The sequence below is a fragment of the Aeromicrobium endophyticum genome, assembly GCF_003586285.1.
GTDB classification, from domain to species: domain Bacteria; phylum Actinomycetota; class Actinomycetes; order Propionibacteriales; family Nocardioidaceae; genus Aeromicrobium; species Aeromicrobium endophyticum.
In genome coordinates this window covers 487,360-500,947 of the sequence record NZ_QUBR01000001.1, presented here as the reverse complement: position 1 = coordinate 500,947, position 13,588 = coordinate 487,360, and the positions used below count along the sequence as shown (strand labels likewise).

Annotated in this window: 14 protein-coding genes; 10 read left to right on the top strand and 4 right to left on the bottom strand. The window is 71.5% G+C overall.

The annotated features are described in order from the left end of the window. Positions 1 to 225 precede the first annotated feature (225 nt). Both DX116_RS02540 and DX116_RS02535 read left to right on the top strand, forming a co-directional pair. Positions 226 to 1,128 (top strand): ABC transporter ATP-binding protein, encoded by a 903-nt coding sequence (locus DX116_RS02540; protein ID WP_199715903.1) that lies wholly within the window; start codon positions 226 to 228, stop codon positions 1,126 to 1,128. Continuing rightward, the gene (locus tag DX116_RS02535) at positions 1,125 to 2,183 is read left to right on the top strand and encodes an ABC transporter permease (RefSeq protein ID WP_119702629.1); all 1,059 of its coding nucleotides are present in this window, start codon (positions 1,125 to 1,127) and stop codon (positions 2,181 to 2,183) included. Before DX116_RS02540 ends, DX116_RS02535 begins: the two co-directional genes overlap by 4 nt. Positions 2,184 to 2,216: 33 nt before the next feature. Here the strand turns inward: DX116_RS02535 and DX116_RS02530 are convergent, their stop codons facing one another. Further along, positions 2,217 to 2,486, bottom strand: a complete 270-nt coding sequence (locus DX116_RS02530; RefSeq protein WP_199715902.1) for a PLDc N-terminal domain-containing protein — start codon at positions 2,484 to 2,486, stop codon at positions 2,217 to 2,219. Between the two features lie 70 nt (positions 2,487 to 2,556). Between DX116_RS02530 and DX116_RS02525 the strand changes: the two genes are divergently transcribed. Further along, positions 2,557 to 2,823 (top strand): DUF4229 domain-containing protein, encoded by a 267-nt coding sequence (locus DX116_RS02525; protein WP_119702627.1) that lies wholly within the window; start codon positions 2,557 to 2,559, stop codon positions 2,821 to 2,823. Continuing rightward, positions 2,804 to 3,886 carry an L-cysteine desulfhydrase Cds1 gene (gene cds1 / locus DX116_RS02520; RefSeq protein ID WP_119702626.1) on the top strand — a complete coding sequence of 361 codons (1,083 nt, stop codon included), beginning with the start codon at positions 2,804 to 2,806 and terminating at the stop codon, positions 3,884 to 3,886. The genes DX116_RS02525 and cds1 overlap by 20 nt, the downstream gene beginning before the upstream one ends. Positions 3,887 to 3,898: 12 nt before the next feature. On the opposite strand, the gene DX116_RS02515 is transcribed toward cds1, so the two are convergent. Together DX116_RS02515 and DX116_RS02510 are read right to left on the bottom strand one after the other, a co-directional pair. Beyond that, complete coding sequence (locus DX116_RS02515) at positions 3,899 to 4,396, bottom strand: metallophosphoesterase family protein (protein ID WP_119702625.1); 498 nt, start codon at positions 4,394 to 4,396, stop codon at positions 3,899 to 3,901. A gap of 1 nt (position 4,397) precedes the next feature. Next, a complete protein-coding gene (locus DX116_RS02510) occupies positions 4,398 to 5,282 on the bottom strand; it encodes a 1,4-dihydroxy-2-naphthoate polyprenyltransferase (protein ID WP_119702624.1) in 885 nt (294 codons plus the stop codon). 76 nt (positions 5,283 to 5,358) lie between these two features. Here DX116_RS02510 and DX116_RS02505 point away from each other — a divergent pair, with 76 nt between their 5' ends. Together DX116_RS02505 and DX116_RS02500 are read left to right on the top strand one after the other, a co-directional pair. Then, positions 5,359 to 5,919, top strand: coding sequence for a hypothetical protein (locus DX116_RS02505; RefSeq protein WP_199715901.1), 561 nt, complete (start codon positions 5,359 to 5,361; stop codon positions 5,917 to 5,919). Next, the gene (locus DX116_RS02500) at positions 5,916 to 6,947 is read left to right on the top strand and encodes an AMP-binding protein (protein WP_233556539.1); all 1,032 of its coding nucleotides are present in this window, start codon (positions 5,916 to 5,918) and stop codon (positions 6,945 to 6,947) included. The genes DX116_RS02505 and DX116_RS02500 overlap by 4 nt, the downstream gene beginning before the upstream one ends. Positions 6,948 to 7,041: 94 nt before the next feature. On the opposite strand, the gene DX116_RS02495 is transcribed toward DX116_RS02500, so the two are convergent. Next, the gene (locus DX116_RS02495) at positions 7,042 to 7,701 is read right to left on the bottom strand and encodes an SDR family oxidoreductase (RefSeq protein WP_119702623.1); all 660 of its coding nucleotides are present in this window, start codon (positions 7,699 to 7,701) and stop codon (positions 7,042 to 7,044) included. Positions 7,702 to 7,738: 37 nt separating this feature from the next. On the opposite strand from DX116_RS02495, the gene DX116_RS02490 reads away from it, so the two are divergent. The 4 genes from DX116_RS02490 (at position 7,739) to DX116_RS02475 (ending at position 13,490) form a co-directional block, all read left to right on the top strand. Next, positions 7,739 to 8,683, top strand: a complete 945-nt coding sequence (locus DX116_RS02490) for an o-succinylbenzoate synthase (protein WP_119702622.1) — start codon at positions 7,739 to 7,741, stop codon at positions 8,681 to 8,683. Next, positions 8,680 to 10,260 carry a 2-succinyl-5-enolpyruvyl-6-hydroxy-3-cyclohexene-1-carboxylate synthase gene (gene menD / locus DX116_RS02485; RefSeq protein ID WP_119702621.1) on the top strand — a complete coding sequence of 527 codons (1,581 nt, stop codon included), beginning with the start codon at positions 8,680 to 8,682 and terminating at the stop codon, positions 10,258 to 10,260. The genes DX116_RS02490 and menD overlap by 4 nt, the downstream gene beginning before the upstream one ends. A gap of 68 nt (positions 10,261 to 10,328) precedes the next feature. After that, positions 10,329 to 11,909: a GMC family oxidoreductase gene (locus DX116_RS02480; protein ID WP_119702620.1), complete on the top strand. Its 1,581-nt coding sequence runs from the start codon at positions 10,329 to 10,331 to the stop codon at positions 11,907 to 11,909. A gap of 63 nt (positions 11,910 to 11,972) precedes the next feature. Continuing rightward, positions 11,973 to 13,490 (top strand): aldehyde dehydrogenase family protein, encoded by a 1,518-nt coding sequence (locus DX116_RS02475; protein WP_119702619.1) that lies wholly within the window; start codon positions 11,973 to 11,975, stop codon positions 13,488 to 13,490. Positions 13,491 to 13,588: the final 98 nt, after the last annotated feature.

Below are 13,588 nucleotides of genomic sequence, written 5' to 3'. Positions count from 1 at the left end.
GTTCGTTCCTCACGGCTGCCGGGCTTCGCCCGGGCGCCCGCCTCGCTCGCTGCGCTCGCTCGGCCCATGGGTGCCATTGGGACGTCATCACATGAGTACGTAGATCACGTCGATCGTGATGACGTCCCGGGGAACGAGCCGGGACGTCATCACATGCGTGGACGCGACGCCACAGTCGTGATGACGTCCCCACAGGGTGTTGGCGCCCGGCTAGGGTTTCGTCTCGTGGGAGTCGAGATCCGGGTCGAGGGGCTCGTCATGACGTACGGCGACGTGCGCGCCGTCGACGACGTCAGCTTCACCGTGGCACCCGGCGAGTTCTTCGGCCTCCTGGGCCCCAACGGCGCCGGCAAGACCACGACGCTCGAGATGATCGAGGGCCTCCGCAAGCCGCAGTCGGGCAGCGTGCGCATCGACGACCACGAGCCGTGGCGACGCGAGCCGGCGCTGCAGCGGCGCATGGGCGTCCAGCTGCAGTCGTCGTCGTTCTTCGAGCGGCTGACGGCCCGCGAGCAGCTCGACACGTTCGGCGCCCTCTACGGCGTCGCGGCCGGGCGCACCGACGAGATGCTCGAGCAGGTCGGCCTGGTCGACAAGGCCGGCGTCCGCACCGAAGACCTGTCGGGTGGCCAGAAGCAGCGGCTCTCGATCGCGTGCGCCCTGATCCACGACCCCGAGGTCGTCTTCCTCGACGAGCCCACCGCAGCCCTCGACCCGCAGGCCCGGCGCAACCTCTGGGACGTCCTGCGCACGATCAACGCGTCCGGCCGCACCGTCGTGCTGACGACGCACCACATGGACGAGGCCGAGGTGCTGTGCGACCGTGTGGCGATCATGGACGCCGGACGCATCCTCGAGCTCGACACCCCGGCGGCACTGGTGCGAGGACTCGACGCCCCCGTGCGCATCAGCCTGGCGCCCGGCACGCTGTCGGTCGACGACGCCCGAGCGATCGCCGGCGGCGACCCCGTGACCGCCGACGACCAAGGCACCACGATCACCACGCGCGAGCCCTCGCGCGTCCTGACCGCCCTCGCCCAGCGCGACGCCCTCGACGGCCTCAGCGTCAAGGGCGCCTCGCTCGAGGACGTCTTCCTCGAGCTGACCGGGCGGGAGTACCGGGCATGAAGCCGTTCACGAGCCTGGCCCGCGCGATGCTCAAGGGCTTCTTCCGCGACAAGATGGCCTTCTTCTTCGCCGTGATCTTCCCGCTGATGTTCCTGGTGCTGTTCGGTGGCATCTTCACCGACCAGGGGGCGTCGCGCACCGACGTCATCCAGGTCGGCTCGGTGCCGGTGCTCGACGAGGCGCCCAAGGAGGTCAAGGCCTATCTCGACGAGAGTCTCGACATCACCAGGTCGTCCGACGAGAAGGACGCCGTCCAGAAGGTCCGCAAGGGCGACGCCGACGCCGTCATCAGCCAGGACGGCGACCGGCTCGTCGTTCGCTACTCGCAGGCCGACCAGGTCAAGGCCGCGACGGTGCAGGGCACCTTCCAGTCGATCGTCCAGTCGGTCAACCTCGCCCAGACCGGCGAGGCGCCGCGGTTCACGCTGACGACCGACCGCGTCGAGGACGACTCGTTGAAGTCCATCCAGTACTACACGCCGGGCCTGATGGGCTGGGCGATCGCGTCGGGCGCCACGTTCGGCGCCGCGACCAACCTCGTGGTGTGGCGCCGCAACGGGCTGCTGCGACGTCTGCGGCTCGCGCCGATCCCCACGCGCTCGGTCGTGCTGGCCAGGGTCGCGGTGTCGATCGCGATCGCGATCGTGCAGGCCGCGATCTTCCTCGGCGTCGGCATCGGGCTGTTCGGCCTGCGCCTGACGGGCTCGTGGCCCATGATCATCCCGCTGCTGGTGTGCGGCACCCTCGCGTTCATGGCGATCGGCCTGCTGGCGGGCGCCGTGGCCAAGAGCGAGGAGGCCGCGGTGGGCATCGCCAACTTCGTGGTGCTGCCGATGGCGTTCCTGTCGGGCTCGTTCTTCCCGCTCGACGGGGCCCCGGGCTACGTCACGGCCATCAGCAAGGTGCTGCCGCTCAAGCACCTCAACGACGGGATGCTCGACACCATGGTGCGCGGCGAGGGCCCGTCGTCCGCGATCGTCCCGATGCTGGTGCTGCTGGGCTTCGCGGTGGTCGTCACGGCCATCGCGAGCCGGCTGTTCCGCTGGGACGACTGAGCCGCGGCGGCGGTCGCCCGCTCGCGCCTCGGTTCAGAGACCGCGCAGGTAGTCGGGATCGTCGTCGGGGCCTCGTGGCCCGGGCGGCGGCCAGCCCCCGGCGCCGCGCTGACGCGGTGGCGGTGCCTGGCGCGCGTGGCCCATGAAGATCCAGAGCAGGGCGCCGACGTAGGGGACGAACAGCAGGACGAACCAGACGATCTTCGGCAGCGCCCGGACCTGCTCCTTGGGGGTCGCCAACAGGTCGAAGATGGCGTACACGAGCAGCACCACCCCGATGACGATCAACAGCGCCTTTCCCATGGGCCCCAACCTATCCGGCACGTCACAACCGGACGGCCGGCGATCTGGTGCGACCGATTAGGGTGGCGGCATGAAGGCTTTCTGGACCTACACGCTGGCACGCCTGGCCGTCTTCGCGGCGTGCTTCGTCGTGATCTGGCTGCTGTCGCAGATCTGGCTCGAGTCGACGACGGTGGCCAACATCTGGGTCCTGCTCATCGCGCTCGTCGTGTCGTCGGTCATCTCGGTGTTCCTGCTCGCGGGGCTGCGCGACCGGCTCGCGCAGGACGTCCACCAGCGGGCCACCCGCATGACGGATCGCATCGAGGAGTCCCGTCGTGCCGAAGACATCGACTGAGAGTCGCGCCTGGATCGCCGAGGCCATCCGGCGCGTCGACGCCGATGCCAACCGCAGCGCCGACACGCACCTGCACGTCCTGCCGATCCCGGTGCCGGGCATCGACCTGTACCTCAAGGATGAGTCGGTCCACCCGACCGGCAGCCTCAAGCACCGCCTGGCGCGATCGCTGTTCCTCTACGCGCTGTGCAACGGCTGGATCGGGCCGGGCTCGACCGTCATCGAGGCGTCCAGCGGCTCGACCGCGGTCAGCGAGGCCTACTTCGCGCGGCTGATCGGGCTGCCGTTCGTCGCGGTCATGCCGGCCACGACGAGTCGCGAGAAGATCGCGCTGATCGAGTTCTACGGCGGTCGCTGCCACCTCGTCGACGACCCCGGCACCGTCTACGACGTCGCGCGCCGGCTCGCCGACGAGACCGGCGGCCACTACATGGACCAGTTCACGTACGCCGAGCGGGCCACCGACTGGCGCGGCAACAACAACATCGCCGAGTCGATCTTCGAGCAGATGTCGGCCGAGCCGCACCCCTGCCCCACGTGGATCGTGGTCAGCGCCGGCACCGGTGGCACGTCGGCCACGATCGGACGCTTCGTGCGCTACCGGCGCTTCGACACCCGCATCGCCGTGGCCGATCCTGAGAACTCGGCCTTCTTCGGGGGCTGGCAGACCGATCGCTCCGACGTCACGACCGGCAGCCCGTCCCGCATCGAGGGCATCGGACGCATGAGGGTCGAACCGTCGTTCGTGGGCGGCGTCATCGACGACATGCTCCAGGTGCCCGATGCGGCCTCGATCGCCACGATGCGGTGGGTCTCGGGCATCCTCGGACGTCCGGTGGGTGGCTCGACCGGCACCAACGTGTGGGCGTCCCTGGCGCTGATCGGCGACATGCGCCAGGCGGGCGAGCAGGGCAGCGTCGTCACGCTGCTGTGCGACGGCGGCGAGCGCTACGAGCACACCTACTACGACGACGCGTGGCTGGCCGAGAAGGGCATCGACATCACGCCGTACGCCGAGGCGCTCACGGAGTTCTCGGCCACGGGCGTCCTGCCCCCGGTCTGACGCGGTTCACCCTCACGGGGTGACCGCGACGATGGTGGCCGAGACGAGGCGGCCGTCGTCGATGACCAGCTGGCCCATCGTGCCGCGGGGCTGACGGCGCTTGTCGGTGGGGGAGCCGGGGTTGAACAGGCGCTGCCCGTCGTGCTCGGTGTCCCACGGGATGTGCGAGTGCCCGAAGACGACGAGGTCGGCGTCGGGGAACCGGCGGCGCATGCGGCGCGCACGCCCGTCCTTGGCGCCGCTGTCGTGGATCATCGCGACGCGCAGGCCGTCGAGGACGATCTCGAGCGTCGGCGGGGCGCCCCACGCCTCGACCTCGGGGCCGTCGTTGTTGCCGGCCACGACGTGCACGGGGGCGAATGTCGCCAGCTCGTCGAGCACCGACGGCAGGCAGACGTCGCCGGCGTGCAGGATGACGTCGACGCCGTCGAGCTGCTCGGCGACCGCGGGAGGCATGGACTTCCAGAAGCGCGGGGCGTGGGTGTCGGAGACGACGGCGACCCGGAGCACGTCAGGCGCCGATCGCCAGGCCGATCGCGAGCCCTGCGGCGTACACGAGCTCGGCCAGGCCGGTGTCGCGCAGGACGGGGATCAGGGCCATGCCCTTGGCGCCCGAGGCCACGACGGAAGCGCCCCGCCCCAGCAGCGGCAGGCAGAGCAGGCCGAGGAGGGCCCACGGGGTGGAGAAGGCCGCCCACACCAGCATCGCGATCGCGACGAAACCGAGGAGCCCGTAGAGCCGGCGGGTGCCCGCGTCGCCGAGGACGACGGCGAGGGTCTTCTTGCCGGTGACCGAGTCGGTGGGGATGTCGCGCAGGTTGTTGGCGACGAGGATGCCGCAGGCGAGCGCCCCGACACCGACGGCGGCCGCGACGGAGACGTCCGTGACGTCCTCGATCTGCACGTACGCCGTGCCGAGCACCGCGACGAGGCCGAAGAACACGAACACGCTGACCTCGCCGAGCGCCCGGTAGCCGTAGGGCGACGGCCCGCCGGTGTAGGTCCAGGCAGCACCCAGGGCGGCGACGCCGACCAGCAGCAGCCACCACGTGGTCGTCGCCGCGAGCGCCAGGCCGAACACGGCGCCGAGCCCGAGGAAGCCGAGCGCGGCGAGCTTGACCGACCGGGCCGGCACCAGGCCGGAGCCGACCAGGCGGAGGGGCCCGACACGGTCGTCGTCGGTGCCCTTGATGCCGTCGGAGTAGTCGTTGGCGTAGTTGACGCCGACCTGCAGGGCCAGTGAGACGCCAAGGGCCAGCAGTGCCTTCCACCACACGACGGCGTCGGCGTAGGCCGCCGCGCCCGTGCCGGCCATGACCGGGGCGACGGCGGCGGGGAGCGTCCGTGGCCGTGCGCCGGCGATCCAGAGCTGGGCGGGCGAGAGCGAAGTGGTCATGGGCCGCAAGTCTGCCACCTGACTCGCTGTCAATTTCAGGTTGACGGCGCTTGAGCGTCAAGCTAGCGTTGACGTCATGAGCATCGACGACGCTGAGTTCTCGGACCTGATCGCGCGAGCCATCGCCCGGCTCGACCCGTCGCTGGAGCGCCGGCTCGACACCGAGCCCGCCGCCCACCTCGACCTCGTCATGCTGACCCGGCGTGCGCACGACGAGACCAACCGGCTCCTGCGCTCCGCCGTGACGTCGGCCCGTGCGGCCGGGTCGAGCTGGGAGGCGATCGGCTCGGCGCTGGGGATGACACGTCAGGCCGCGCAGCAGCGGTTCGGGCACAAGGCGTCCGTCACGCCCGGCACCGAGGAGCACCGCCAGCTCGTCGGCCTGACGGCCTTCAACGAGATGGAGCAGCTCGAGCTGTGGGGGCGGCACGGCTGGCACTCGATCGGGTTCGGGCCCCTGTTCCACGACGTCGAGCGCTCCGAGACCCAGTGGGAGCACAAGCGCGCCGTGGTGGGCAGCCGGCGAGCGCGAGATCTCGAGGCGGACGGCTGGGACCGGATCGGCTCGACCTGGTTCCCGTGGATCTACTTCAAGCGACCGCTCCCGCTGCCGGCCCTGCCCGGCGAGCCCTCGTGACCGCATCGCTGCGACCCGTCGCGGGGCCGGCCCGCGCGGTGCACGCGCTGGTGCGCGACTGGGTGACGTCCGGGGGTGATCCGCTGGTCATCCGGACGTCGGGCAGCACCGGCGAGCCGAAGGACGTCGTGCTGTCGCACGCCGCGGTGACGGCCTCGGCCCGGGCGTCCCTCGACCGGCTGGGTGGTTCCGGCGGATGGCTGCTGGCCATGCCGGTGACCGGTGTGGGGGGTCTGCAGGTGCTGGTGCGCTCGGTGCTGGCAGGGGTGGAGCCCGTGCTGGCCGACGAGCACGACGACCTGGCGGCGGCCGTGGCCGCGATCGGTGGCGACCGGCGGTATGCGTCCCTGGTGCCGACCCAGGTGCACCGGATCGTCGAGTCCGGGGACGTCGACGTGCTGCGCAGCCTCGACGCGCTGCTGATCGGCGGGGCCGCGGTGTCGCCCGAGCTGCTGGCGGCGCTCGACGGCGTGCGGGTGGTGCGCACGTACGGCATGAGCGAGACCAGCGGCGGCTGCGTCTACGACGGGGTGCCGCTCGACGGCGTGCGGGTGCGCATCGACGACGCGGGCCAGGTGCACGTCGCGGGGCCCGTGCTGTTCGACGGCTACGCCGATGCGGAGGCGACCCGGCGGGTGCTGCGCGACGGCTGGTTCGCGACGGCCGACCTCGGCGAGATCGACGCGTCCGGACGCCTGCGGGTCACGGGCCGCTCCGACGACGTGGTCATCAGCGGCGGCGTCAACATCGCGCTGCCCGCGGTGACGGCGGCCCTGCGAGGCCTCGACGGCGTCCGCGACGCGATCGCGCTCGGGGTGCCCGATGACGAGTGGGGCTCGCGGGTCGTCGCCTTCGTCGTGCCGGCCGACGCGGTGTGCCTCGATGCGCTGCGGCTCGAGGCGGTGCGCGACGGCGTCGAGGCGTCCGGACTCGCACGGACCTGGGCCCCCCGCGAGGTCAGGCTCGTCGACGAGCTGCCCCTGCTGCCCGGTGGCAAGATCGATCGCCAGACCCTCCGAGGGCGGTGACCTGGCGACCTGTCCCACCGCGGGGCGGTGACCCGGCGTCGTGTCGACGTCCGGGATGGGTCGCCAGGTCACCGCCTCGGCGGGTGACGGGTCGCTAGCTCACCGCTGCGGCGATGGCGTCGACGATGGGTGTGGGGCCGCTGACGACCTCCCACTGCTGGCGGTGGGTCGCCGGGTCCTCGAGGACCGCCGCGATGACGGCGGCGACGTCGGCACGCGGGATCTGTCCGCGGTCGACCTTCTCGGCCAGCGTCACCGAGCCGGTGCCCGGATCGTCGGTGAGGCCGCCCGGACGGATGATCGTCCAGTCGAGGTCGCTGGCGCGCAGGACGACGTCGGCCTCGCGCTTGGCCTCGACGTAGGCCTTCCACGAGTCCTCGACGTCGTCGCCCAGCGGCTCGTCGACGCTGATCGCCGAGATCTGCACGAAGCGGCTGACACCGGCCGCGGTGGCTCCGGCGATCGACTTGAGCGATCCGCCCAGGTCGACGGTCTTCTTGCGCTCGACGTTGCCGTCGCCGCCCCCGCCGGCGGCGAACACCACGGCCCCGGCACCGGTGAAGGCCTGGGCGAAGTCGGCGTCGTCGGACGCCTCGATGTCGAGCAGGACGACCTCGGCTCCGAGGTCCTGCAGCTCGGCGGTGTGGTCGGGGTTGCGGACGAGCGCGACGGGCTGGTGGCCGGCGTCGACCAGGACGGGGATGAGGAGGCGGGCGATCTTGCCGTGGCCTCCGACGATGGCGATTCGAGTCATGTCTCCAACGTAGGTCGGTGCCGGTAAGTTGCCACTCGTGCAGCCGCGTACCTTCTCGATCCCGATGCCGACGACGTTCCGCGGCATCACGCGACGCGAGGGGATGCTGATCGAGGGCCCCGCCGGCTGGGCCGAGTTCAGCCCCTTCCTCGACTACGACGCTCGCGAGAGCGCGCCGTGGCTGGCCGCGGCGATCGAGTCGGCCGAGCGCGAGTGGCCCGCTCCCTTGCGCGACCGGGTGCCCGTCAACTGCACGGTGCCCGCGGTGGGCGCCGAGCAGGCGGCCGCGATCGTCCGCCGCAGCGGCTGCGGCACGGCCAAGGTCAAGGTCGCCGAGAAGGGGCAGACGCTCGCCGACGACATCGAGCGCGTCGAGGCGGTGCGCGACGCCATCGGCCCGCGCGGACGGGTGCGGGTCGACGCCAACGGGGCGTGGACGGTCGACCAGGCGGTCAGCGCGATCGCCGCACTCAACCTCGCCGCGCACGGGCTCGAGTACGTCGAGCAGCCGTGCGCCTCGGTCGAGCAGCTCGCCGCGGTGCGTCGCCGCGTCGGGGTGCCCATCGCCGCCGACGAGTCGATCCGTCGCGCCGCCGACCCGTTCCGCGTCGTCGAGCTCGAGGCCGCCGACATCGCCGTCCTCAAGGTCGCGCCCCTGGGCGGGGTGCACGCGTGCCTGCGCATCGCCGAGCAGATCGGGCTGCCGGTCGTCGTCTCCAGCGCGGTCGACACGTCGGTCGGCCTCGCCGCGGGCCTGGCGCTCGCCGCGGCCCTGCCCGAGCTGCCGTACGCGTGCGGGCTGGCCACGACCTCGCTGCTCGACGGGGACGTCGTCGCGTCGCCGCTCGTGCCGGTCGGCGGCTCGCTGCCCGTCGGACGGCAGGCGCTCGACCTGGCCGCCTACGACCGCGTGGCCGCCGACGGCGAGACGGACGCCCGCTGGCAGGCTCGCCTGTCCGCCGTCCGGGCGGTGCTGTCATGAGCGAGCAGACCAGTGTGGGCGTAGCGCGGCGCCTCGTACTGCAGCTGCGCATGCGAGGGGTCACCGATGCTGTCCTCGCCCCCGGCTCACGGTCCGGACCTCTGGCGCTGGCGCTCGCCGCCGCCGACGAGCAGGGCCTCGTCCGGCTGCACGTCCGGGTCGACGAGCGCGAGGCGGCCTTCCTGGCGCTCGGACTGGCGAAGTCCGCGCGCCGGCTCGTCCCGGTGGTCACGACGTCCGGCACCGCAGTGGCCAACCTGCACCCCGCGATGCTGGAAGCGCTCCACTCCGGCATCGACCTGCTGGCGGTCACCGCCGACCGCCCGGGACGCCTGCGCGGCACCGGTGCCAACCAAACGACCGACCAGCGCGAGATCTTCCCTGGCGTCCCCTTCACGGACCGGGTCAAGGGCCTCGTGGGGCTGGTGGGGCACGGCGGTCCGGTGCACCTCAACCTCGAGCTCGACGAGCCCCTGCTCGAGTCCATCGAGTGGGACCTGGGCGGAGCCCACGGCACCGGCACCGGCGGCCTCAGGTTCGAGACCGGCGCGACCGCGTCCCTCGCCCTCGGTCCCCGTACCGTGGTGGTGGCCGGCGACGACGCCCGGCAGCCGGCGCGCATCGTGGCCCGCGACGCCCGCTGGCCGCTGCTGGCCGAGCCGAGCTCGGGCTCGCGCAACGGCCAGGCCCTCGTCGCCTACCGGCAGCTGCTGGCCCACTCGCCGCTCGCCGAGCAGATCGAGCGGGTCGTCAGCCTCGGCCACGCGACCCTCACGCGTCCGGTCACGCGTCTGCTGGCGCGCACCGACATCCCCATCGTCCACGTCGGCACGCAGGCGACCTTCCCGGTGCCGGCCGGGCCCAACGTGACCTTCGTCGACAGCGTCGAGGTCGACGGCGCCGACGACGGCGCGTGGCTCGACGCCTGGTCGGCCGCCGACGCGCTGGCGACCGCCGCGATCGACCGCCTCGTGCCCGGCACGCCGTACGAGGTGGCACGAGCGGTCAACGCCGCCGTGCCCCCGGGCGGCCTGCTGTTCGTCGGCTCGTCGAGCCCCGTGCGCGATCTCGACCTCGTCGCTCGTCCCTACCCGGCGGGCGAGAAGCGTCTGATCATCGCCAACCGTGGCCTCGCCGGCATCGACGGCGTGCTGTCGTCGGCCATCGGCGCGGCCCTCGGACGTCCGTCGAGCCGGTCGATCGCGTACGTCGGCGACCTGACGTTCCTGCACGGCAGCAACGGCCTCCTGATCGGTCCCGGCGAGCCACGCCCCGACCTGACCGTCGTCGTGGCCTCCGACGACGGCGGCAGCATCTTCACGACGCTCGAGCAGGGGGCGCCCGACTACGAGGCCGCGTTCGAGCGGGTCTTCGCGACGCCGACGGGCGCCGACATCGGCCGTCTGTGCGCCGGCTACGGCATCGCCCACCGCGTCGTGCCGGCCTCCGATCTCGCCGCCGCGCTCGCTGAGGACGTCGCCGGCATCCGCGTGCTCGAGGTGCCCGTCGACCGGACAGGCCGTCGCGACCTGGACGCGCGCATCGCCGCAGAAGTCCGGGCCGTCCTGCATCCGTGACACCTGTTGTGTCACGGACATACTCGCAGTAGGTTTGTGGCCCACGTCACCGCGGGAAGAGGCACAACATGGCCCATGAGACCTTCGACTACGTCGTCATCGGCTCGGGCAGCGCAGGAGGGGTCGTCGCCGCGCGCCTCACCGAGGACCCTCAGGTCAGCGTGCTCCTGCTCGAGGCCGGCCCGCAGGACGACGACGAGATGATCCACATGCCGCTGGGCTTCTCGACCCTGTTCAAGACCAAGTGGGACTGGAACTACGAGACGACCCACCAGAAGCACCTCGCCGGACGCCGCGCCTACTGGCCCCGCATGAAGGCCCTCGGTGGCTGCTCGTCGATGAACGCGATGATCTACATCCGCGGCAACCACGCCGACTACGACGAGTGGCGCGACGCCCACGGCGCCACCGGCTGGGGCTTCGACGACGTCCTGCCCTACTTCAAGCGCGCCGAGGGCAACACCCGGCTGGGTGATCCGTTCCACGGCACCGACGGTCCCCTCCACGTCGAGGACCGTCGCTACGACCACGAGCTCAGCACCGCGTTCATCGAGGCGGGCGTCTCGGCCGGGCTCAAGCGCAATCCCGACTTCAACGGGGCCGGCCAGGAGGGCATCGGCCTCTACCAGGTCACGTGCAAGAACGGTCGCCGCTGGTCGGTCGCCGACGCCTACATCCACCCGGCCGAGAACCGCCCCAACCTGACGGTGCTCACCGAGGCGTTCGTGACGCGCATCCTGCTCGAGGGCTCCCGCGCGGTGGGCGTCGCCTACACGCGCGGCGGCGAGTCGTTCGAGGTGCGGGTCGAGGCCGAGGTCGTGCTGAGCGGCGGCAGCATCAACAGCCCCCAGCTGCTCATGCTCTCGGGCATCGGACCGGGCTCCCACCTGCGCGAGATGGGCATCGACGTGGCCGTCGAGTCCTCCGGGGTCGGGCAGAACCTGCAGGACCACCCGGTCTCGGGCGTGCTCAGCTACACCAAGGACACCACCGACATCGCCGAGATGCTGGGCCTCGGCAACCTGGTCAAGTGGCGTGCCACCGGCAAGGGCCCGCTGGGCTCCAACGTGGCCGAGACGGGGGCGTTCTTCAGCTCGCGCGACGACCTCGAGCTGCCCGACATCCAGCTGCACGTGGCGCCCACCGGCTTCTACGACAACGGCATGCACGAGCCCACGCGGCGCGCCCTCACGACGGCGGTCACGCTGGTCAACGTCCAGAGCAAGGGCAGCATCACGCTGCGCTCGGCCGATCCCACCTGGCACCCCGCGATCGATCCCGGCTACTTCGACGACCGGACCGACCTCGACGCGATGGTCGGCGGCTACCGCCGAGCCCTGGCCATCCTGCGCGAGGGACCCATCGCCCGCTACCTCGACGAGCCGTGGATGCCAGCCTCGGCCGAGCCCACCGACGACGAGATCATCGAGACCATCGGTCAGCTCGGGCAGACGCTCTACCACCCGGTCGGCACCTGCGCGATGGGCACGATCGAGGGCAGCGTCGTCGATCCGCAGCTCAAGGTCCACGGCGTCGAGGGCCTGCGGGTCGCCGACGCGTCCGTCATGCCGCGCGTGCCCCGCGGCAACACCAACGCCCCCACCATCATGATCGGCGAGAAGTGCGCCGACCTCATCAAGGCCACCTAGGGCCGTGCCGCCTAGAAGCCATTGCCATGCAGTTCCCAGTGCCCATCAACATCAGGAGAAGCGATGACCGCAACGCTGGAGCCGACCGCCGCCACGGATGCGCCGGTCGAGACGTTCGACTCCTTCAACCCCGCCAACGGCGACCTCGTCGGCACGCACGCCGTCAGGTCCAAGGCCGAGGTCGACGCCGCCGTGGCCCGCGCGCGCGAGGCGGCCGCCTGGTGGGGCTCGCTGAGCTTCGACGAGCGCGCCGAGCACCTGCTGACGTGGCGCAGCGTCATCACCCGCCGCATCGCCCAGCTGGCCGACCTGTCGCACCGTGAGAACGGCAAGCCGCACGGCGACGCCCAGCTCGAGATCATCCTGGCGATCGACCACGTCGCGTGGGCGGCCAAGAACGCCAAGAAGGTGCTCGGACCGAGCAAGGTCAAGTCGGGCCTGCTGATGGCCAACCAGGCCTCGACCGTCGAGTACAAGCCGCTCGGCGTCGTCGGCGTCATCGGACCCTGGAACTACCCGGTCTTCACGCCCATGGGCTCGATCGCCTACGCCCTCGCCGCCGGCAACACCGTGGTGTTCAAGCCCAGCGAGTACACGCCAGGCGTCGGCCAGTGGCTCGCCGACACCTTCACCGAGGTCGTCCACGGACGTCCGGTGCTGCAGGTCGTCACGGGCCTCGGCGAGACGGGCAACGCGCTGTGCACCGCTGCCGTCGACAAGCTCGCGTTCACGGGGTCGGGAGCCACCGGCAAGAAGGTCATGGCCGCCTGCGCCGAGAACCTGACGCCCGTCATCATCGAGGCCGGCGGCAAGGACTCGCTGATCGTCGACGAGGACGCCGACATCGCCAAGGCCGCCGAGGCCGCCCTGTGGGGAGGCATGTCCAACGCCGGTCAGACCTGCATCGGCACCGAGCGCGTCTACGTCCACGAGAAGGTCTTCGACTCGTTCATGATCGAGATCCTCGATCAGGCGAAGGGCCTGCGGGCCGGCGCCGACGAGGGAGCCAAGATCGGCCCCATCACGATGCCGTCGCAGCTGAAGATCATCCAGAGCCACATCGACGACGCCATCGAGAAGGGTGCCCACGTCGCGCTCGGCGGATCGGACGCCGTCGGCGAGCGGTTCGTGCAGCCCACGATCCTGACCCACGTGCCCGAGACCTCGACCGAGATCACCGAGGAGACCTTCGGCCCGACGCTCGCGATCAACCCGGTCTCGAGCATGGACGAGGCGGTCGAGCTGACCAACGCGACGTCGTACGGCCTCGCCGGTGCGGTGTTCTCCAAGAAGCAGGGCATGCAGATCGCCCGCCGCATCCGCTCGGGCATGACGTCGGTCAACTCCGTCATCGCCTTCGCCGGCGTGCCGACGCTCCCGTTCGGCGGCGTGGGCCAGTCGGGCTTCGGACGCATCCACGGCCCCGACGGGCTCAAGGAGTTCACCTACGCCAAGGCCATCACCCGGCAGAAGTTCAAGCCCGTCATGATGCTGACGTCGTTCGAGCGCACGGCCAAGGAGGACGGCCGCGTCGCCCAGCTGATGACGCTGCTGCACGGCGGCAAGCAGACGCTGAAGTAGGCCGCGGCCCTCGTGCCTCGGGCCTCCCGCTGCTCGTGCCTCGCAGGCGGCCGGGCTTCGCCCGGGCGCCTGCCGTCGCTCGCTGCGCTCGCTCGGCC